Origin of the sequence: Litorerythrobacter xanthomarinus (assembly GCF_046254955.1) — a bacterium.
Lineage (GTDB): Bacteria > Pseudomonadota > Alphaproteobacteria > Sphingomonadales > Sphingomonadaceae > Qipengyuania_C.
On record NZ_JBJXRG010000001.1, the window covers coordinates 241,238 to 260,900 of the forward strand.

The 19,663-nt window shown below is 59.3% G+C and carries 18 protein-coding genes and 1 tRNA gene; 10 read left to right on the forward strand and 9 right to left on the reverse strand.

Annotated features, from left to right (window positions below):
- Positions 1-30: 30 nt before the first annotated feature.
- Entirely contained in the window at positions 31-1,374 is a 1,344-nt protein-coding gene (locus ACEWMW_RS01215; RefSeq protein ID WP_409412066.1) for an amidohydrolase, read from the reverse strand.
- 180 nt (positions 1,375-1,554) lie between these two features.
- Here ACEWMW_RS01215 and mtgA point away from each other — a divergent pair, with 180 nt between their 5' ends.
- Entirely contained in the window at positions 1,555-2,223 is a 669-nt protein-coding gene (gene mtgA, locus ACEWMW_RS01220; RefSeq protein ID WP_409412067.1) for a monofunctional biosynthetic peptidoglycan transglycosylase, read from the forward strand.
- A 5-nt stretch (positions 2,224-2,228) separates the two neighbouring features.
- Positions 2,229-3,152, forward strand: coding sequence for a cation diffusion facilitator family transporter (locus ACEWMW_RS01225; protein WP_409412068.1), 924 nt, complete (start codon positions 2,229-2,231; stop codon positions 3,150-3,152).
- Between the two features lie 3 nt (positions 3,153-3,155).
- On the opposite strand, the gene ACEWMW_RS01230 is transcribed toward ACEWMW_RS01225, so the two are convergent.
- The 3 genes from ACEWMW_RS01230 to ACEWMW_RS01240 form a co-directional block, all read right to left on the reverse strand.
- Entirely contained in the window at positions 3,156-4,121 is a 966-nt protein-coding gene (locus tag ACEWMW_RS01230; RefSeq protein WP_409412069.1) for a DUF2806 domain-containing protein, read from the reverse strand.
- Between the two features lie 69 nt (positions 4,122-4,190).
- Positions 4,191-5,462 (reverse strand): ATP-dependent Clp protease ATP-binding subunit ClpX, encoded by a 1,272-nt coding sequence (clpX, locus tag ACEWMW_RS01235; protein WP_409412070.1) that lies wholly within the window; start codon positions 5,460-5,462, stop codon positions 4,191-4,193.
- Between the two features lie 181 nt (positions 5,463-5,643).
- Positions 5,644-6,342, reverse strand: a complete 699-nt coding sequence (locus ACEWMW_RS01240; protein WP_409412071.1) for an ATP-dependent Clp protease proteolytic subunit — start codon at positions 6,340-6,342, stop codon at positions 5,644-5,646.
- A 197-nt stretch (positions 6,343-6,539) separates the two neighbouring features.
- Between ACEWMW_RS01240 and ACEWMW_RS01245 the strand changes: the two genes are divergently transcribed.
- The gene (locus tag ACEWMW_RS01245; protein ID WP_409412072.1) at positions 6,540-8,663 is read left to right on the forward strand and encodes a TonB-dependent receptor plug domain-containing protein; all 2,124 of its coding nucleotides are present in this window, start codon (positions 6,540-6,542) and stop codon (positions 8,661-8,663) included.
- A gap of 39 nt (positions 8,664-8,702) precedes the next feature.
- Positions 8,703-10,241: an amidase gene (locus ACEWMW_RS01250; protein WP_409412073.1), complete on the forward strand. Its 1,539-nt coding sequence runs from the start codon at positions 8,703-8,705 to the stop codon at positions 10,239-10,241.
- Positions 10,242-10,249: 8 nt separating this feature from the next.
- Here the strand turns inward: ACEWMW_RS01250 and tig are convergent, their stop codons facing one another.
- Both tig and ACEWMW_RS01260 read right to left on the reverse strand, forming a co-directional pair.
- Positions 10,250-11,800, reverse strand: a complete 1,551-nt coding sequence (tig, locus tag ACEWMW_RS01255; RefSeq protein WP_409412074.1) for a trigger factor — start codon at positions 11,798-11,800, stop codon at positions 10,250-10,252.
- A 58-nt stretch (positions 11,801-11,858) separates the two neighbouring features.
- Positions 11,859-11,943, reverse strand: a tRNA-Leu gene (locus ACEWMW_RS01260).
- A gap of 158 nt (positions 11,944-12,101) precedes the next feature.
- On the opposite strand from ACEWMW_RS01260, the gene ACEWMW_RS01265 reads away from it, so the two are divergent.
- The 4 genes from ACEWMW_RS01265 to ACEWMW_RS01280 all read left to right on the forward strand — a co-directional run bounded on the left by ACEWMW_RS01265 (position 12,102) and on the right by ACEWMW_RS01280 (position 16,117).
- Positions 12,102-12,239, forward strand: coding sequence for a hypothetical protein (locus tag ACEWMW_RS01265; RefSeq protein WP_409412075.1), 138 nt, complete (start codon positions 12,102-12,104; stop codon positions 12,237-12,239).
- Positions 12,240-12,306: 67 nt separating this feature from the next.
- Positions 12,307-12,627, forward strand: a complete 321-nt coding sequence (locus ACEWMW_RS01270) for a DUF3297 family protein (protein ID WP_409412076.1) — start codon at positions 12,307-12,309, stop codon at positions 12,625-12,627.
- Positions 12,628-12,847: 220 nt separating this feature from the next.
- Complete coding sequence (gene der / locus ACEWMW_RS01275; RefSeq protein ID WP_409412077.1) at positions 12,848-14,260, forward strand: ribosome biogenesis GTPase Der; 1,413 nt, start codon at positions 12,848-12,850, stop codon at positions 14,258-14,260.
- A gap of 72 nt (positions 14,261-14,332) precedes the next feature.
- Complete coding sequence (locus ACEWMW_RS01280) at positions 14,333-16,117, forward strand: tetratricopeptide repeat protein (protein ID WP_409412078.1); 1,785 nt, start codon at positions 14,333-14,335, stop codon at positions 16,115-16,117.
- Positions 16,118-16,126: 9 nt separating this feature from the next.
- On the opposite strand, the gene bfr is transcribed toward ACEWMW_RS01280, so the two are convergent.
- The 3 genes from bfr to ACEWMW_RS01295 form a co-directional block, all read right to left on the reverse strand.
- Positions 16,127-16,612, reverse strand: a complete 486-nt coding sequence (bfr, locus tag ACEWMW_RS01285) for a bacterioferritin (RefSeq protein WP_409412079.1) — start codon at positions 16,610-16,612, stop codon at positions 16,127-16,129.
- 122 nt (positions 16,613-16,734) lie between these two features.
- Positions 16,735-16,929, reverse strand: a complete 195-nt coding sequence (locus ACEWMW_RS01290; RefSeq protein WP_409412080.1) for a (2Fe-2S)-binding protein — start codon at positions 16,927-16,929, stop codon at positions 16,735-16,737.
- 71 nt (positions 16,930-17,000) lie between these two features.
- Positions 17,001-18,281 (reverse strand): DUF418 domain-containing protein, encoded by a 1,281-nt coding sequence (locus ACEWMW_RS01295; protein WP_409412081.1) that lies wholly within the window; start codon positions 18,279-18,281, stop codon positions 17,001-17,003.
- Positions 18,282-18,465: 184 nt separating this feature from the next.
- Between ACEWMW_RS01295 and ACEWMW_RS01300 the strand changes: the two genes are divergently transcribed.
- Both ACEWMW_RS01300 and ACEWMW_RS01305 read left to right on the forward strand, forming a co-directional pair.
- Complete coding sequence (locus tag ACEWMW_RS01300; RefSeq protein WP_409412082.1) at positions 18,466-19,182, forward strand: AAA family ATPase; 717 nt, start codon at positions 18,466-18,468, stop codon at positions 19,180-19,182.
- A gap of 21 nt (positions 19,183-19,203) precedes the next feature.
- The gene (locus ACEWMW_RS01305; protein WP_409412083.1) at positions 19,204-19,659 is read left to right on the forward strand and encodes a hypothetical protein; all 456 of its coding nucleotides are present in this window, start codon (positions 19,204-19,206) and stop codon (positions 19,657-19,659) included.
- Positions 19,660-19,663: the final 4 nt, after the last annotated feature.

A 19,663-nucleotide genomic window follows, 5' to 3' on the forward strand; every position in this document is an offset into this window, starting at 1 on the left:
TTTCGTTACTCGACGCTTGCGCGAAGACAACTACTCCGCAGCTGCCAAATCAAGCACCGCAGCAACCATGGATCGAGCTCCCAACGTAATCGATTCGCGCGGGGCGACCTTGAACAGCGGAGAATGATGCGAAGGAATAGCAGGCCCGCCGGCTGCTGCCGCAGCAAACGCTTCAGGCGGGGTTCCGCCAACAGCATAGAAATATCCCGGCACGCCGAGTTCATTGGTTACGAACTCGCCGAAGTCTTCCGATCCCATTCCCTCTTGCTTACCTTCGATCAGGGTATCCTCGCCAAATGCCTCGCGCAAAGTCGCATTCAGACGTTCTGCCAGCGCCCTGTCGTTGCGGACCTCCGCAGTTCCTTCGACTACTTCCATAAAAGGCAGCATATTTTCCGGGAGGCCATGCGCGCGTCCGATATTGACTGCAATCCGCTCAATGGCGGCGAGAGCCTGTTCGCGCGAGGCTTTTGAGTTGGCCCGTACCGTGATCTGCAAGTCAGCCCGGTCAGAAATGATGTTATGTTTCGTCCCAGAGTTGAAGGCTCCCACGGTCACCACAACAGGCTCCAACGGCGCAAATTCGCGACTGTCGATTGATTGTAGCGCAGTCACAATCTGCGCCCCAATATACACTGGATCACGGCCAGCATGGGGGAATGCACCATGCGCGCCAATTCCAGAAACGGTGAGATTGACCGCATCCGATGTGGAAGTCGAAATACCCAATGTGGAACCCAACTTGCCAGTCGGAAGGGCCGAAGCGACGTGGAAGGCAAGCGCATAGTCTGGCGTTCCAAAACGTTCGTATAGGCCATCCTCGATCATCGCCTTCGCCCCGCTGAGCCGCTCTTCAGCAGGTTGCACAACAAACATGATGGTACCACGCCAATGATCACGCAAGGCCATCAACCGCCGTGCAGTCCCTACCAGTGAGGTGATGTGCACATCATGTCCGCAGGCATGCATGACTGGGTATTCTTGCCCATTCAATCCGGCCTGAACCGCCTGTGAGGCATAGCTGAGGCCCGACGCTTCCCTTACAGGCAATCCATCCATATCTGCCCGCAGCAAGATGAGGGGACCATCGCCATTGCGCAGCATGCCGACAACGCCGGTCCGGCCAATCCCTTCTGTCACTTCCAGCCCAGCCGAGCGTAGCTCTGCTGCCATTCGTGCAGCGGTGTTCGTTTCAAGAAATGAAAGTTCGGGATTGCGGTGAAAATGGAGAAACAGCTCCTCCAGATGCTCGTCATAGTCCGCTGAGACTGCCTCGCGCACAGCCTCCGCGGCAGAGGGATCTTGCGCTTGAGCTGGTACCGCCGAGGCCAGTCCCAGTGATGAGAATACCAAAATTGCGCGTGATAGTGCCAAGATTACCTCTTTTCTTGAGAGACGTCCCACGCGAATAGACAGGGCTGATCGACGATAACAAGCAGCAAAAATGCTAAATTCGGTCTCCCTGAGCACGCACTCGCAAACTCCCGCTCAAGCAGACCGGGAGAAACTGTCACTCGGCTTGCAAGCAAGCATTATCTCGCTAACCATTGGGTCATGACACGCGTCCTCACTTGGCTGGCGAAAGGCATCCTGCTGTTCCTGGCGGCGAGCTTCCTGCTGGTCGTATTGTTCCGCTATGTGCCAGTGCCCTTCACGGCGACAATGGCGATGGACGAAAACTCAGTCACCAAGGATTGGGAGCCGCTTTCCAACATCGACCGCAACCTCGTGCGCGCGGTGATCGCGGCGGAGGACAGCAAGTTCTGCCAGCACGGCGGCTTCGATACGGTGGCGATCGCCAAGGCGGCGGCGGAAAATGCCACAGGCGGGCGCATCCGCGGCGGATCGACGATCAGCCAGCAGACCGCCAAAAACGTGTTCCTATGGCAAGGCGGCGGCTATTTCCGTAAAGGAATGGAGGCCTGGTTCACTTTTCTGATCGAGCAGATGTGGGGCAAGCGGCGGATCATGGAAGTCTATCTCAATGTCGCGGAGACCGGGATCGGCACCTATGGCGCGCAGGCCGGCGCAAAGCGGTATTATGGCAAGTCCGCTGCGCGGCTCAGCCCGGCGGAAGCGGCGCGCATGGCCGCTGCCCTGCCCCTCCCGAAAAAGCGCGAGGTGACCAGCCCTTCCGGCTGGCTGGCGCGTCACGGGCGAACAATTGCTGTGCGGATCAATGTCGTGGCGCGTGACGGGCTCGACGCCTGCGTCTACGAATAGCAGCAATGGGGGCGCATCACTCGCACAATCATGACCACGCGCATGGTCACTCGCACGGGCACTCGCATGCTCCTGCAGACTTTGGCCGTGCTTTCGCTATCGGTGTCACACTCAACCTCGCCTTCGTTGTGGTCGAGGCGACATTCGGCTTCCTCTCCGGATCGATGGCGCTAGTCGCCGATGCTGGCCACAACCTGTCCGACGTGCTGGCGCTGCTGTTGGCGTGGGCGGCATCCGTCGCGGCCAAGAAGCCGCCGTCTGCGCGTTTCACCTATGGCTACAAAAGCTCGACCATCCTCGCCGCATTCGCCAATGCGATGCTGCTGCTGGTGGCGATCGGCGCAATCCTGTTCGAGACAATTCACCGCATGGTCGATCCGGTCGAGCCGCAAGGGATGGTGATGATCTGGGTCGCCGGCGTGGGCGTGGTAATCAACACGGCGACGGCGCTACTGTTCATGCGCGGACGCAAGCAGGACCTCAACATCCGCGGCGCTTACCTCCATATGGCGGCGGATGCGCTGGTCTCGGTCGGCGTGGTGATCGCGGGCATTCTGATCCTGCTGACCGGCATGGCAATCATCGATTCATTGGTGAGCCTGGTGATCGTGGCGGTGATCGCCTGGGGCACATGGGGTCTGCTGAAAGACAGCGTGAAGATGGGGATGCTGGCGGTTCCCGATGGCGTGGATGAAGGCGCTGTGCGTGCCTATTTCGCAGGGCTGGACGGGGTTGCGGCGGTGCATGATCTCCACATCTGGCCGATGTCGACCACCGAAACTGCGCTGACCGCGCACCTCGTCATGCCGGGCGGCCATCCGGGTGACGCGTTTCTGGCCGAGATCGCGCACGAGCTAGACCATCACCACAGCATCGGCCATGCGACGGTTCAGGTGGAGCAGGATCGGGAATGCGCGGGTGGGTGTTGAGATCTAGAGACTGGTGTCGAATACAACCTCAATCAAACCGTTCGTAGACCTTGAGAAAATCTGACCAAAGATCGCCTTCGGATGATCCTTGCGGACCGCCTCCAAAATCTTTCTCATCACAAACTGATCATTCGCCGGTGGAAGTAATCCCAGCAACTCAACTCCCGACTGCGTAAGAAGCATAATCGGAAAACCTATCTTCTCCGGCCCATCGGGAATGTGCAAAAGACCGACAACCTTACCGTTTGGGAACGCATATTGATCATCATCCAGTTTTCTGGCCAGTCGTGAACTCTCTCCAGGAGCATCCAGCGAAATTCCCCAATCTCCTAGTAATTTAGCTTTCGAGAAAAGTTCGCCTTCGTTCCAATCACCACCCACACATGCAATCGCATCACCGTTAGCGACCCATTTGGAAAGGTCTTGAAACGTCCGCGCGACGTTTGGAGGTAGCTCAGACACTAATCGCAAGGTACGAAAAGAGTACGTTCCGGGATCCCGAAACTCACCCGCCAGAATTTGTGCCCAGATTGTCTGCATTTCCGGACTTGAAACATCTTCTGCAAATGAGGTGAACTTCCGCCTCCAATCGTCATCAATGTCGCTGGGTGGCGGTTCGATTTCGCCGCCTACCCTTTCCTCAATTAATGAACCCGCTTGAGCGACAATACTCTCAAGATTCTGTTGCTTCAGAACTTGATCACCATAGAAACGCTCGACGGCGCGCTCAACTTGTTGAGGATCGGACACGATCTTTTCAAGCGCAGCCCTGGCGAGTCCGTCGCTTACGATCGCCTTGCCTCTCGCAAGGTCGGCCTCTTCTGTAACCGACCTATAGAGTTCGGGTGCAAGGCGTTTGCCAACAAAACGCAACATCATGGCATGCGTTTTTTCGCGCCACGTAGAGGGAAGCATTCCCACGCATGTTTCGAGAACTTCGGGAAGCTGGCTTGTTGAATCTTCAGTCACAAACAGCAGTTTGTGCCACGGTTCAGCTTCAAGTCAAACCAAGAGAATCTGCAAACGTTCGGAATTAGCCTACGCCGCTTCTTCCTTTTCGGCGTCATCGTCATTGGCGAGGACGCGGATCGGTTCCTTCTTTCCCGCCACCACATCGCCGTCGATGACGATCTCGGTAACGCCGTCCATATCGGGCAGGTCGAACATCGTATCGAGCAGGATGCCTTCGACAATCGAGCGCAGTCCGCGTGCACCTGTCTTCCGTTTGATCGCGCGCTCGGCAATCGCTTGCAGCGCATCATCGGTGAAGGTCAATTCGACATCTTCGAGCTCGAACAGCTTGGCGTACTGCTTGACGATCGCGTTCTTGGGCTGCTGCAGGATCGTGACCAGAGCATCCACATCGAGATCGTGCAGGGTTGCGATAACCGGCAGGCGGCCGACGAATTCGGGGATCAGGCCAAACTTGAGCAGATCTTCCGGCTCGCTCTTTTCGAGCAGTTCGCCCACGCGGCGCTTGTCCGGATCGGCGACATGCGCACCGAAACCGATCGAGCGCTTCTGCAGACGGTCGGCAATGATCTTGTCGAGCCCTGAAAAGGCGCCGCCGCAAATGAACAGGATATTGGTCGTATCGACCTGGAGGAATTCCTGCTGCGGATGCTTGCGGCCGCCCTGCGGCGGGACGGAAGCCGTGGTGCCTTCCATCAGCTTGAGCAGGGCCTGCTGCACACCCTCGCCCGACACGTCGCGCGTTATCGAGGGGTTTTCGGCCTTGCGGGTGATCTTGTCGATTTCGTCGATATAGACGATCCCGTGCTGCGCCTTTTCGACGTTATAGTCCGATGATTGCAGCAGCTTGAGGATAATGTTCTCGACATCCTCGCCGACATAGCCCGCCTCGGTCAGCGTGGTTGCATCGGCCATGGTGAAAGGCACATCGAAAGTGCGCGCCAGCGTTTGTGCCAGCAACGTCTTGCCCGAACCCGTGGGCCCGACGAGCAGGATGTTCGACTTGGCCAGCTCCACGTCGCCCGCCTTGTTGCTGTGCTTCAAGCGCTTGTAGTGGTTGTGCACTGCGACCGAGAGTACGCGCTTGGCGCGATCTTGCCCGATCACATAGTCATTCAGCGTGGTGAAGATATCCATTGGCGTGGGCACTTCGCCCTCTTTGCGGCCTGTGAGGCCCGCCTTGGTTTCTTCGCGGATAATGTCGTTGCACAGCTCGACGCATTCATCGCAGATGAACACCGTCGGCCCCGCGATGAGTTTCCTCACCTCGTGCTGCGATTTACCGCAGAAGCTGCAGTACAGCGTACTCTTGCTATCTGTTCCGCTCAATTTCGTCATTTCCCGTTCTTTCGGCCCCGATCCCGCGGAGATTCGCACGAGTTTAGAGCCGAAAGGTTGATAATCAACATATTGTGGTAGCAATCACCACTTTCGACAAGCTGAAGCATGGTGGTTGTCGAAATGCTACCCTGTGGATTGCGCGCGTCCCAGCGCGGGTCAAAGGTAGGTTACCGGAGGCCTATTCCGGCGCTCCGCCCGAGCCTTCCTCATCTTCGGATTCGCCCGATTCCGGCCGTGTTTCGAAGACCTTGTCGACCAGGCCGAACTTCATTGCCTCGTCCGCTTCAAGGAAGGTATCGCGGTCCATCGCCTTCTCGATATCCTCAAGACTTTGGCCGGTATATTTCACATAAAGGTCATTCATACGCGACCTTATGCGCAGGATTTCCTTGGCCTGGATCTCGATATCAGAGGCCATGCCACGCGCGCCGCCCGAAGGTTGGTGCACCATGATCCGGGCATTGGGAAGCGCGATCCGCATCCCCGGTTCGCCCGCGGCCAGGAGGAAACTGCCCATCGATGCGGCCTGGCCGATGCATACAGTCGAAACACGCGGCTTGATGTATTGCATGGTGTCATGGATCGCCATGCCCGCAGTCACCACGCCGCCGGGCGAGTTGATATACATGCTGATCGGCTTGGAAGGATTTTCGCTTTCGAGGAACAACAACTGCGCCGTGATCAGCGAAGCCATGCCGTCTTCCACCTGACCCGTGACGAATACGATCCGTTCGCGCAGCAGGCGGCTGAAGATATCGAAGCTCCGTTCGCCGCGGCTGGTCTGTTCGACCACAACGGGCACGAGCGCTCCGGTTTCCGGGTCACGGGTAAAATGGCCCTGGGTGTTATGTGCGTCGGTGCCGAACAGGTCGATCATGGAAGTCCTCGTTAAAAGTTGGTCGCGCCTATGTCGCCATCCGTGCAAAGATGTTCAAGGGCATTAACGCATTGTGGGAAGATTGCTCCATGAGGGCAATGCGCGGCTTCTACGCATTGCCAAAAGTTGTCCGGACAACTATACAGTTTTGGTATACCCAATGGCCTGGGAGCCGTCCGATCTGCCGAACATCGCCTTTGACGGCTCGAACTCCGATCTTCGGTGTTGGTGGACTAGCGATGTGCTTCGCACTGCCAACCAGCCCGCTTTCTGCGCAGGATTTGCCGGAAGAGGGCGTCTCGGCCGCGGCAGCCGGTCAGGAACAACCCGGCAGCAACGAGGTCTATGGCCCCGGCTATTTCGAACGCTTCGCACCGCGCACCGCGCTCGACATGCTCAACCGGGTGCCTGGCTTCTCGGTCGAGAACAGTTCCGGTTCCACACGGCGCAATCAGCCTGAACAGCGCGGACTGGGCCAGGCGAATGAAAACATCCTGCTCAATAGCCAGCGGCTCACCAGCAAATCATCGAGTCTTGCCGACCAGCTGGGCCGCATTCCTGCGCGCAATGTGCTGCGGATCGAAATCCTCGATGGAACGGCGCTCGATATCCCGGGCCTCAGCGGCCAGGTCGCCAATATCGTCTTGGCCCAATCGAGTGCGCTTTCAGGCCAGTTCGAATGGAATCTCATCCATCGACCGACGACCAACCGGTGGAACCCGACCGAAGCCAATGTGTCGGTCAGCGGCGCCACCGGCGATCTTGATTTCACCGTCTCGCTGAGCAACAACTCGCTGAGGTTTGCCGCGAAGGGCCCTACCCTGCTGAGCGATGGTGATGGCATTCTCACCGAAACGCGCGAGACTTTCTACCGCTTCCACAATGACGCGCCAAAGATCTCGGCCGATCTGCGCTACGATGGTATCGCCGGGGCGGTCGCGAACCTGAACCTGTCCTACGAGAGGGTCTATTCGCGGACACGCGAAACCGACACCCGCGATCTGGTAAGCGGCATTGACCAGGCCCAATTGAGAAGATTCCGATCGCGCGGATACGAGTACGAGATCGCCGGAGATATCGAATTCGCTCTGGGACCTGGTCGGCTCAAGCTGATCGGGCTCGAATCGTTCAACACGCGCGACAACACAGAAACTGCGGTCATCTCTTTTGTCGACCTTTCGGATCCCACTGGGCGCCGTTTTGCTTTCGGCAGCGACAAGGGCGAGCGGATCGGACGCGCCGAGTACTCGTGGCCCATGTTAGGTATCGAATGGCAGCTTTCGGGCGAAGCGGCATTCAACCGGCTCGACAATGTCGCGCAGCTTTTTCTGCTCGCTTCGAATGGCGACTTCGTCGAGATCAATTTTCCCGGCGGAACCGGCGGCGTGCGCGAAGATCGCTACGAATCGATCCTTTCCGCGAGTGGATCGCTATCGGACAATCTCTCCTACCAGCTTTCCGGCGGCGCCGAGTTTTCAACCATTTCGCAAAGCGGGGCGAATTCAGTCTCGCGCAGCTTCGCGCGGCCCAAAGGCAGCGTGTCGCTTGCTTGGTCTGCGGGCAATGGATGGGACGCCTCCCTCGAGATCGCGCGCCGCGTCGGTCAGCTGGACTTTGGCGACTTCCTCGCCACCGTTTCACTCGGCAACGAGCAGCAGGACGCTGCCAATGCCCGCCTCGTGCCGCAACAAAGCTGGGAAGGCGAACTGGAGATCACCCGCGACTTTGGTCGCTGGGGTAATGGCACGCTGACCCTGTTTCACCAGGAAATCTCCGACCTGGTCGATATCATTGCCTTGCCCGACGGGCGCGCCGCCAAGGGCAATATCGCTTCGGCAACGCTCACTGGGGCGGAACTAGACGCGACGATAGAACTGGAGGCTATGGGTTTTCGCGGCGCTCGCCTCGACATCGGCGGGCGCGTGGAGCGAAGCCGACTGGATGATCCGGTGGATGGACTGCCGCGGCCTTTCAGTCGCCGGCAAGCCCATCGTTTCGAGTTCGACTTCCGCCACGATGTGCCGCAAACCGACTGGGCTTGGGGCTTCGGCGCCAACACGACACGCTTCGGGCGATACTTCCGTGTCGGGGAATTCGGGCGCGAATTTTCCGGACCGAGCTTCTTGAAGGTCTTCATCGAGAACAAGGATGTATTCGGCCTCAACGCCCGGCTCGAGCTCGACAATATCACCGGTCCACGGCGCAGGCTGATCCGCACGATTTTCGACGGCGTGCGCGGGAGCGATCCGATAGTGATCGAGGAAGATCGCGCGCAGCGGATCGGGACAAAATTTCAATTCACGCTGTCCGGAAACTTTTGACAGGCTTGCATTGTCGCTCTGCAGCGGCAGGATGCGCGGATGACCCACCTCTTATCGCGCCTCGCGCTCCCCTTCGCCTTCTTCACTGCTTGCGCCGCGATTGGACAGACTCCATCGCTTGACGACGATCACGCTGGCCCGCCCAGCCCCGCAGCAGAGGCTGCGCGGGCCTATATCGAGCAAATCGAGGCGCTCGATGATGCCGGACCCCAGCTCAATGCGGTAATCGTCTACAATCCCGGAGCACCGGCGCTGGCCGCAGAAGCCGAGCGCGAGGGCCTGCCGCTCGCCGGAGGTACGGTGCTCGTGAAGGATAACATCGAGACCTACGAGTTCCCGACCACCGCCGGCAGCCTCGCGCTCAAAGCCAACCGCACCGCGCGCGATGCACCCTTGATCGAACGGCTGCGCGCGGCGGGCGGCGTAGTTCTCGGCAAAACCAACCTCAGCGAATGGGCCAATATCCGTGGTCGCACGTCGACCAGCGGGTGGAGCGCGATTGGCGGGCTTACACGCAACCCGCACGCGACTGACCGGACGACATGTGGCTCTTCATCAGGTAGCGGCGCAGCCGTAGCGGCAGGAATGGTGTGGGCTGCGATTGGAACCGAGACCAACGGCTCGATTACTTGTCCTGCCAGCATCAACGGCATTGTGGGCTTCAAGCCAACGGTCGGACTGGTGAGCCGCACACATGTGGTCCCGATCAGCGCGACACAGGATACCGCCGGACCGATGGCGATCTCGGTCACCGATACAGCCATGCTGCTGACCGCAATGGCAGGCAGTGATCCCGCCGATTCCGCGACTGTGGATGCGGATCGCTATGCGACGGACTTTAGCGCCGGACTTGAAGAATACTCGCTCGAAGGCGTGCGGGTCGGTGTCCTCAAGAACCAATCGGGATCGCACCGTGGCGTCAATGCACTCTTGGATATTGCGCTGGATGACCTGGAACGCGCCGGGGCAATCCTCATCCCGATCAAGTACGACTGGCCGGAAGGCTTCTGGAACCGCTCACTCGACGTCCTGCTGTTCGAGCTGCGGCGCGACATGGATGCCTATCTGGCGACGCTGCCGGGCGAAGGTTTGCCGAAAACCCTCTCCGATGTGGTCGCATTCAACTATGCGAACGGCGAGACCGAGCTGCGGTTCTTCGGACAGGATCTGCTTGAAGCGTCTCTCCTGGCAACCGATGAAGAGGCCTACCGCGAAGCTCTCGAGACCAATCTCAGCGCTACACGCGAAGACGGGATTGATCGGCTGCTGGCGGAAAACGAAGTCAGCTTCCTGGTTGCACCGACTGTCGATCCTGCATGGTCAATCGATCTGATCAATGGCGACCATTCCGGTCTCGGGGCAGGTGCCGGTTCTCTCGCGGCCATTGCCGGATACCCGCATCTGACGGTGCCGATGGGCGCGGTCGAGGGGCTGCCGGTAGGCCTGAGCTTCATGGCGGGCAAATGGCAGGACCACAGGGTGCTCAAAGCGGGCGCCGCATATGAAAGGGCTCGGTCAGCAATGCTGCCCGAGCCCTCCTATCTGCCGTGGTCGCCGCTCTCGCGAGGGAACGAGTGACCAGCTGATTACTTCTTGGCTGCCGCCTTCTTGGCCGGGGCCTTCTTCTTGGCAGGAGCCTTCTTGGCGGCGGGCTTTTTCTCCGCAGCCTTCTTCGGTTCAGCTTTCTTGGCGGGAGCCTTCTTCTTTGGCGCAGCCTTCTTCTCGCCATCCTTTTTCGCCGCAGCTTTCTTGGCCGGGGCCTTCTTTTTCGGCGCGGCCTTCTTCTTGGCTGGCTTCGCTGCTTCGCTTTCCTCCGCTTCGATAGCGGCCTCGAGCTCTTCGCGGGTCACTTCGCGCTCGGTGACTTCGGCCTTGTCGAACAGGAAGTCCACGACCTTGTCCTCATAGAGCGGCGCGCGCAGCTGGGCAGCCGCCATCGGTTCCTGCTGCACGTATTGGACGAACTTTTCACGGTCATCGGGGCTGTACTGCTGGGCGGCCTGCTGGATGAGCATGCTCATTTCCTGCTGGCTGACCTGGACGTTGTTCTGCTGCCCGATTTCGGAAAGCAACAGACCGAGGCGAACGCGGCGTTCGGCGATCCGGCGATAATCGTCCTTTTCGGCCTCGATTTCCTTCATCGCGGCTTTGGGATCTTCCTCACTTGACGCTTCCTGCTCAAGCTGGGCCCAGATCTGGTCGAACTCGGCATTGACCATGCCTTCGGGGACCGGGAAGTCGTGACCGGCCGCCAGTGTATCGAGCAGCTGGCGCTTCATCTGCGTACGGGTAAGTCCGGCAGTTTCCTGCTCAAGCTGGCCGCGCATCAGTTCCTTGAGCTTGTCGAGACTATCAAGGCCGAAGTTCTGGGCCATCTCGTCATCGATCTTGCTCTCCGTTTCGACCTTCACTGCCTTTACGACGATGTCGAAAGTCGCTTCCTTGCCCTTGAGGTTATCGGCCGGATAATCATCCGGGAACGTAACCGAGATCGTCTTCTCATCACCCGCTTTCGATCCCGTCAGCTGCTCTTCGAAGCCCGGAATGAACTGGCCCGATCCGAGCACCAGTGGCGCATCTTCGGCTTTGCCGCCTTCGAACTCTTCGCCGTCGAGCTTTCCGGTGAAGTCGATGATCAGCTGGTCGCCGTCACCTGCCTTCTTGGTCTTCGCGGCATCCTTGTAGCTTTTCTGGCCTTCGGCGAGCCGTGCAATCGCCTCATCAACCTGGTCCTCGCCAACAGGAACAGTCAGACGTTCGAGCTTGAGATTGTCGAGCGTTGGCGCTTCGACCTTGGGAAGGATTTCGAGTTCGACAGTGAGTACGGCATCTTTGCCTTCCTCATAACCTTCGCCCAGTTCAACCCTCGGCTGCATTGCCGGACGCAATTCATTGTCCTGCATCAGGCCATCGACAGATTCGCGGATCGTGTCATTAATTGCCTGCGCATGAATTTGTTCGCCATGCATCTTCTTGACGAGATTGGCCGGAACCTTGCCTGGGCGGAACCCCGGCATTTTCACCTGCGGCGCGATCTTCTTGACTTCGCCATCAACACGCGCGGCAATTTCATCCGCGGTGATTGTCAGCTGATAGCCACGCTTGAGGCCTTCGTTGGTGATTTCCTTGGTTTGCATCTGGAACGTCTTGCCTTGTCTAAAATATCGTCAGTGCCGGACAGCCTGCGCAGCGGTCTGGTGCGGGCGAAGGGACTCGAACCCCCACATCTTGCGATACTGGTACCTAAAACCAGCGCGTCTACCAATTCCGCCACGCCCGCAACCCGAACGAAGCCGCGCGGGAAACCTTACGGCCCCCGCGCGCGTTGCGATGCGCCTCTATCCTCGTGTGACGAAAAGGGCAAGCGTGGTCTCCAACCCCGGAACGCATCTGGCCTCTCAGGTGTTGAATCCATGAATCAAAATCGGAGTCGCTATAATGATGTTACAGCCCAATGCGCTGCCCGAACTGGTGAGTTCCCAGATACCGGCTGAGCTACCGCGCGAAACCCATCCAGAGGAAGAGCCGGTTCATCAGCTCGACGAACCTGCCCCGACACCTTTAGATCTGGCATAGGCGAAGCTACCCGGCCAGTTGGCAGTCGGTGCTTGCCGCGAACTGCCGCTCGCGATAACGCGCGCGCATGAACGACGAAACAACGCCTCAGACCGAAGCAGCCGCCGCGCAAGTGGGCAGCACCGATGTCCCGCCTGATCGCCTCTCGGTGAATATCAAGAGCGAGCATTTCCAGTCCGAAGTGCTGCAGCGCGGTGTGCGGATCAAATTTAAGGGGAGCGAGCGCACCAATATCGAGGAGTATTGTATCTCCGAGGGTTGGGTTAAAGTGCAGGCCGGCAAGACCATGGACCGTCACGGCAACCCGCTGACCATTACGCTGAAAGGGCCGGTCGAAGCATGGTATGACGATCTGGGGGATGATGCTCCGGTCGCAAAGGCGGACTGAGATCTTTCCTACAGTTCCAGGCGCGTGGCATGCTCACAAATATGTCACACCAAGCAATTGAAAAAACTTCCACTTTTGCGCTTTCGGGCGAAGCACACGGAAGGCATGATTCGAGCTTCTGGACTGTGCTCCATGTGCTCCATCGCGTAGGATTTCGGCTTTCTGATCCGCCGATTTCCTTGCCAAACGAGCGAGCATCCCCCACCTGCGCTGCGACACCATGAAACCCACAGTCATCATCATCGGCCGGCCCAATGTCGGAAAGTCGACCCTGTTCAACCGGCTGGTCGGCAAGAAGCTCGCGCTGGTCGATGACCAGCCGGGGGTGACACGCGATCGCCGTATGGGTGACGCTGAGATCGCGGGAATGAAATTCACAGTCGTAGATACGGCGGGTTGGGAAGACGACAGCCCCGAAAGCCTGCCCGGCCGGATGCGAAAGCAAACCGAAGTCAGCCTCGAGGGTGCCGATGCGGCAATGTTCGTGATCGATTCGCGGGTGGGGCTCACTCCGCTGGACGAGGAAATCGCGCGATGGCTGCGCGGACAGGACCTGCCGGTGGTGGCGGTTGCCAACAAAGCCGAAGGCAAAGCCGGCGATAGCGGCATAATGGAAGCCTATTCGCTGGGCTTCGGCGATCCGGTTCCGCTCTCTGCTGAACACGGCGAAGGCGTAGCCGACCTGTTCGATGCCTTGTGGCCGATCATCGGCGCGCAGGCTGACGGCGAGGAAGCCGAAGAAGCCGCCTGGGATGACGAGGACGCGCCGCTCGGCCCGCTCAAGCTGGCAATCGTGGGGCGGCCCAATGCCGGCAAATCGACGCTGATCAACCAGCTGCTCAAGGAAGACCGCCTGCTGACCGGTCCGGAAGCGGGAATCACGCGCGATTCGATCGCTGTCGAATGGCAATGGCAAGATCCCAAATCGGGCGAGACACGCGAGATCCGGCTGATCGACACGGCGGGAATGCGCAAGAAACGCAATGTTACTGAAAAACTTGAGAAGCTCTCGGTCGCCGATGCGCGCCGCGCGATCGATTTCGCAGAGGTGGTCGTCTTGCTGCTTGATGCGACGCAGGGGCTGGAGCATCAGGATCTCAAGATTGCCAGCATGGTGCTCGAAGAAGGGCGCGCGCTGATGATCGCGATCAACAAGTGGGACATCGCCGAAAATCCCAGTTCGCTGTTCAACGGCGTGCGCGCAGCGCTGGACGATGGCCTGGCACAAGTACGCGGCCTGCCTCTGTTTGCGGTCTCGGCCAAGAACGGCAAAGGTCTCGATACGATGCTGGGCGCCGCATTCGAAATTCGCGAAAGCTGGTCGAAGCGCGTGCCTACTGCTGCGCTCAACCGCTGGTTCGACGATGCGCTCGAAACCAATCCTCCGCCTGCACCGGGCGGGCGCCGGATCAAGTTGCGCTACATCACGCAGGCTGGGACGCGGCCACCGCGCTTCGTGGTATTCGGAACAAGGCTCGATTCGCTGCCCAAGAGTTACGAACGCTATCTAGTGAATGGTATCCGCGCCAAGCTCGGTTTCGAGGCGGTGCCGGTGCGAGTCGTACTCAAGAGCCCCAAGAACCCCTACAACGCCAACAAGGGCGGCGGGGGAAACTATAGCGGCGAGCGGTGACGGCTACCCCGTCGATTCCGTCCAAACCCCGTTCCCGCATCTGTGCTAAGGGTCTCCTTTGGGAGACAACTAATGAATAAGACTTACCTGTATGCCGCGCTTGCCGCGGGCGCATCGGTGCTTGTCGGCACGCACTCTTCGCTGGTCGGCGCGACCTTGTCGGCCGAGCAGCTGAAAGCGCTTGATCCCACGGCGGTAGGAAGATCGGTATGCCGCGGCATCGGGATCCCGGGCGAAGCGCTCGATCAGAGACTGGCGATCGCGCAAAGTTATTCCGCCTCGCTGGGCATGGGCTTGGCGAGCATGCCGCTCTATGATGAAATAATGCCGACGCAGCTGCCTACGGGCGGGCTGACAGGCGAAGCGCGGCGGTTCTTCGACCAGGGCATGGCGCTTAGCTACGGCTTCAATCATGCCGGAGGCATCCGCGCCTTCCGCGAGGCTGCATCACGGGCGCCCGATTGCGCGATGTGCTGGTGGGCCATCGCTATGGCCAACGGCCCCAATATCAATGCCCCGATGGGCGAAGCGCAGAATGCCGCCGCCCTAGCCGCACTCGCGAAGGCCGAGGCACTTGCCAACGCTGGTTCAGCCGAAGCCGAGCTAATCGCAATCCAGAAGCTGCGCTTCTCGCCCGATCCCGCCGCGGATCGCGGTGTTCTCGACAAGGCCTATGCCGATGCGATGTTGGCCAATGCAGCGGCCAATCCCGACAATGACGATATCGCGGTACTCGCGGCCGAATCCGCCATGACGACAACCGCCTGGTACTATTGGGACGACGTGAGCAAGGAACCGCAGCCGCGCATCGGCGAGGCTGTCTCGCTGATCCAGCGCGTGGTGGATCGCAATCCGAGGCATCCGCAGGCCTCGCACCTCTACATCCACCTGATGGAGAACGGCCCCGATCCTCTGATGGCAGAGAAGGCCGCCGATTCGCTTGCGGCATCCGCGCCTTCCGCGCTCGGCCACTTGGTGCATATGCCTTCACACATCTACTACCGGATCGGGCGTTACGCGGATTCAATGAGAAGCAATATCGCCGGCGCGCGGGCCGACGAGAAATATCTCCAGACGGTCGGCGACGATGGCCTCTATCGGTACGGATACTATCCGCACAATGTCCATTTCCTGCTCACCAGCGCGCAAATGGTCGGCAACATGCATGCGGTAAGCCAGGAATCTGCAAGGCTGAAATCGATCCTTTCAGTCGAGGCAGCACAAAACATGTCCTGGGTTCAGGCTATCCACGCTGCGCCCGGCTTTGCGTTGGCACAATTCGCCTCGCCCGCCGCCATCCTTGCGCTGACGGATGAGCCCTCACCGCTGGCCTATGTCGAAGCGATGCGACATTATTCGCGTGCTTTGGCCTACACTTATGCGGGTGACGACGACGGTTTCGCAGACGAAATCGCTTCGCTTGATGCGCAGGAAACCGCGGCAAATGTCGTCGTCATGCGCGAGCAGGGATTCCCGGCGCCCGATATCGTGCGGCTTGCTAGCCATGTCGCGCGTGGCAAGTATGCCTCGTCCAAGGGTCGCCATGCCGAGGCGGTCGCGCATTTCGAAGCCGCGGAAGAGATCGAGGCGATGATCCCCTATAACGAGCCGCCCTACTGGTATTATCCGGTGGCGCAATCGCGCGGCGCGGCGCTTTACCTTTCTGGCGATTACGATGCGGCTAGCACAGCCTTCCGCAAGGCGCTGTTCAAGGCGCCGAATAGCGGGTGGGCGCTCTATGGTCTGATGAAGTCGGAACGGAAAATCGGGCGCAAAGCAGAGGCTGCAGCCGCCAAAGCGAAGCTAGACGAAGTCTGGCAAGGTGAGTCTAGCTGGCTGAAGATGGAGCGGTTGTAAGCGAGTAGCTTACTCGCTTTCCTCTGCAGCCTTGCTTTGGAGCTGGACGTAGTTTTCGAGGCCCATGCGTTCGATCATGTCGAACTGGGTTTCGAGGAAGTCGACATGCTCTTCCTCACTTTCGAGGATGCGTTCGAAGATCTCGCGGCTGACGTAGTCGCGCGCTTTCTCGCAATGCTCGATCGCGTCGCGCAGCAACGGGATCGCCTCTTCTTCCATCGCCAGATCGGCCTTGAGGATCTCCTCGACGGTTTCGCCAACCTTGAGCTTATGTATTGCCTGGAAGTTCGGGAGCCCGCCCAGGAACAACACACGCTCGGCGAGGATATCGGCGTGCTTCATCTCGTCGATGGATTCGTGCCGTTCGTACTCGGCGAGTTTGCCGACGCCCCAATCTGCCAGCACTCGATAATGCAGCCAATACTGGTTGATCGCGGTCAGCTCGTTGGTCAGCGCCTTGTTGAGGAACTCGATGACTTTCTCGTCGCCCTTCACCGCACATCTCCTGAATTTGTTTCGCGTGATCCTATGCGTCCCGCCGCCTGTGCATGGCAAGCTCGAATAGGCAAAAAATGGCGGAATTCCGCTATTTGCGAGCGATTTGCACTAGCGAGAAATCAAGCAGCGACGGCGGCTAAAGGAACCCGCGCAAGTCGCTCTTCGAACAAGACCGTATCGGCTTCGTCAAGGCAGCTACCGCAATTGGGTTGCTTGCCCATCGCAGCGTAGACAGCTTCCGCGTCGCCTGGAACGTGAAGCGCCATACGGCGCAGCTCGGCTTCCCTGATGGCATTGCAGATGCAGACGTACATGCAGCTCTCCTGCGATCGATTCGCAGGAAGAGTTACTGCGAATAACTCGCAATAGCAAGTCCTATCCGCATTTATCGCCGGATGGGAAAGAGTTTCCAATATGTCAGGCAGCGCCATAGCCACTCGAGCGGCCCATACCGGAAACGAGCAAGCCACGGTTTCGACCACGCTAACATGAGCATCCAGCCCAGAATGACGAAGCCGAACAGCTCCAGCCGGTCGAATCGACCAAACCAGCCGAACCCCCAGCCCTGGAAGATCAGCGCCATAAGCAGCGAACTGCAGATGTAATTGCTGAACGCCATCCGGCCCGCTGCAGCGATCCACTGGCCCATCACCCCCGAAAGCACTGATGGCAGATAGGCGACGAGCAGGAACAACCAGGCGAAGCTCATGGGCAATCGCTGCAATGGCATCAGCGCATTACCATAATACTGCGTGACAGCGAGCGAGAGGCCCCTCTCTATAGGCACCCATGCGAACCACGCACCTACGGCAACACCGATTGCTAGCAGACCCCAGCCTGCCAGCTTGAGCTTTCCCGAACCAACTCCGCGCGAGAAGAGACCCCAGCGGAACAGGGCGATACCGATCAGCATCATGGGGAAGCTGTCATATAGAGAGTCGAGAGTGGTAGAGAATGCACCGAACCCATGCCGTTCGACCCGGTACTCCGCAATCTCGGCAAAGCTTCCTTCGTTCATGACTAGCTGATCGCGCAGGCCATCGTTGCGCCAGCTTTCCGGATCGAGCTTCGCTGACGGCAAGCCATTTGCTCCCGCCTTGGCCTGAGCTTCGAGTAAAGGGCCATTAAGCGCACCGCTGTATCGCGTCTCTTTCAGGGGCACGATCGCTAGATATAGCGCAAGCCCGAAAGCAAACAGCAAACCAGGCTTTACGCGAGTGAGCAGCATCGCGAAGACGCCCCAGAAAGCGTAGGTGAAGAGGATGTCGCCGCGATAGAGCAGGACGAAATGTGCGATGCCGAACAGCGCGAGCCACAACAAGCGCCGCGCCTGCACCGCTACGCCGATCCCGCCGCGATCATCGATCCGGTCAATGAAGAGTGCCAGCCCGGCTCCGAACAGGATCGCAAAGAGCGAGCGCATCTTGCCGTCTATAAGGATGAAATTGGCTAACCATGCCGCCGTAGATCCGAAATCGAGTGGCCCGAACACGGCGGGCCATCCCTGCGCTGTACTTGCCATGGCATAGCCGACAATATTGGCAGCCAGGATACCAAGGACTGCGAAACCGCGAATGAAATCGAGCGAAATTAGCCGCTCGTCGGCCGTCTGGGTCGAGCGCGATTCCACTTCCGGTTCCTGCTGATATCCCGCCGCGCCGCTCATCCGATCTCCTTCGCCAATCTGTCTGAAGCGAGCAAGGCCCAACTATGAATAGGCCAGCACCAACACTTGAAGGGATCACGCAAAGTCACACCCGTTAACCCAAAATTAGGGGTATCCTGCGATCCCCCGGCATCAACCGCTTATACGAGCGGAGTGCAAAGGGTTTTTATAGGGGGACCAGGCCTTGCGAGTATTGGCTTTGGCATCGCAGAAGGGCGGATCAGGCAAGACGACTTTGTCGGGCCATCTCGCCGTCCAGGCACAACGTGCAGGCGCCGGTCCTGTCGTTCTTATCGACATCGATCCGCAAGGCTCGCTCGCCGATTGGTGGAACGAGCGCGAGGCGGAATTGCCCGCATTCGCCCAGACTACGGTCGCGCGGCTGGCAAACGACCTGAATGTACTGCGTCAGCAGGGCTTCAAGCTCGCCGTCATCGATACACCGCCCGCTATCACCATGGCCATCCAGTCGGTGATCTCGGTTGCTGAACTGATCGTCGTTCCGACGCGGCCCAGCCCGCACGATCTGCGCGCAGTGGGTGCCACGGTTGACCTGTGCGAACGCGCTGGCAAGCCGCTGGTCTTTGTCGTCAACGCAGCAACACCCAAGGCCAAAATCACTTCGGAAGCCGCCGTTGCACTCTCGCAGCACGGTACAGTCGCTCCGATTACGCTTCACCACCGCACCGATTTCGCCGCCTCGATGATCGACGGTCGCACAGTGATGGAAGTCGATCCCGAATGCCGTTCGGCTGCAGAAGTGACTGCACTGTGGAAGTATATCTCCGATCGTCTCGAAAAGAATTTCCGCCGCACCGTGTTCGCCGCGCCCAACACGCAGGCGCAGGCCGCCGGTGCGAATCGCCCTTCTGGTGGCTTCGGCCGCCGCGTAGCCCAGTAGGAAGGGGGCGCGGGACGAACGATGTCCGAAGTAAACTTCGCCTCTCTCAACCAGTCGTTGCTTGCCCGCAAGGGCGGCGCCAAGCCCGCCATGCGTTCGCAGCTGGGTAGCGTATCCGCCTTGCCGCTGGCCGCCAATGCAGTCGAAGCACTGGAAGACCTCGGCTGGAATGATCTGGGCGATGACCAGTTCCATACCGCAGAAATCGTCGAGCTCGCACCGCCGCAAGGCAAGCGGGCCGAACTCGCCAAGGCAAAAACCTCGGTTACAAGCACGAAACCCCGCCGCAAGGCCAAGTCGCAGGGCAAGCGGGCTGCATTCACGCTGCGCCTCGATGCGCAGCGTCATCTCAAACTACGACTTGCCAGCACGATCAAGGATCGCAGCGCGCAAGAACTGGTGACCGAAGCGCTCGATGCGCTGCTCGACACCATGCCGGAAATTACCGCTCTCGCATCGCAAGTCGATGCGAACTGATGCC

What these genes read in the sequence shown, in the direction of transcription:
- clpX (WP_409412070.1), bottom strand. Translation starts at nt 5,462, where the DNA reads ATGACGAAATTGAGCGGAACAGATAGCAAGAGTACGCTGTACTGCAGC.
- ACEWMW_RS01265 (WP_409412075.1), top strand. Translation starts at nt 12,102, where the DNA reads ATGATGTTACAGCCCAATGCGCTGCCCGAACTGGTGAGTTCCCAGATA.
- ACEWMW_RS01250 (WP_409412073.1), top strand. Translation starts at nt 8,703, where the DNA reads ATGACCCACCTCTTATCGCGCCTCGCGCTCCCCTTCGCCTTCTTCACT.
- ACEWMW_RS01270 (WP_409412076.1), top strand. Translation starts at nt 12,307, where the DNA reads ATGAACGACGAAACAACGCCTCAGACCGAAGCAGCCGCCGCGCAAGTG.
- mtgA (WP_409412067.1), top strand. Translation starts at nt 1,555, where the DNA reads ATGACACGCGTCCTCACTTGGCTGGCGAAAGGCATCCTGCTGTTCCTG.
- der (WP_409412077.1), top strand. Translation starts at nt 12,848, where the DNA reads ATGAAACCCACAGTCATCATCATCGGCCGGCCCAATGTCGGAAAGTCG.
- tig (WP_409412074.1), bottom strand. Translation starts at nt 11,800, where the DNA reads ATGCAAACCAAGGAAATCACCAACGAAGGCCTCAAGCGTGGCTATCAG.
- ACEWMW_RS01225 (WP_409412068.1), top strand. Translation starts at nt 2,229, where the DNA reads ATGGGGGCGCATCACTCGCACAATCATGACCACGCGCATGGTCACTCG.
- ACEWMW_RS01295 (WP_409412081.1), bottom strand. Translation starts at nt 18,281, where the DNA reads ATGAGCGGCGCGGCGGGATATCAGCAGGAACCGGAAGTGGAATCGCGC.
- ACEWMW_RS01240 (WP_409412071.1), bottom strand. Translation starts at nt 6,342, where the DNA reads ATGATCGACCTGTTCGGCACCGACGCACATAACACCCAGGGCCATTTT.
- ACEWMW_RS01290 (WP_409412080.1), bottom strand. Translation starts at nt 16,929, where the DNA reads ATGTACGTCTGCATCTGCAATGCCATCAGGGAAGCCGAGCTGCGCCGT.
- ACEWMW_RS01280 (WP_409412078.1), top strand. Translation starts at nt 14,333, where the DNA reads ATGAATAAGACTTACCTGTATGCCGCGCTTGCCGCGGGCGCATCGGTG.
- ACEWMW_RS01305 (WP_409412083.1), top strand. Translation starts at nt 19,204, where the DNA reads ATGTCCGAAGTAAACTTCGCCTCTCTCAACCAGTCGTTGCTTGCCCGC.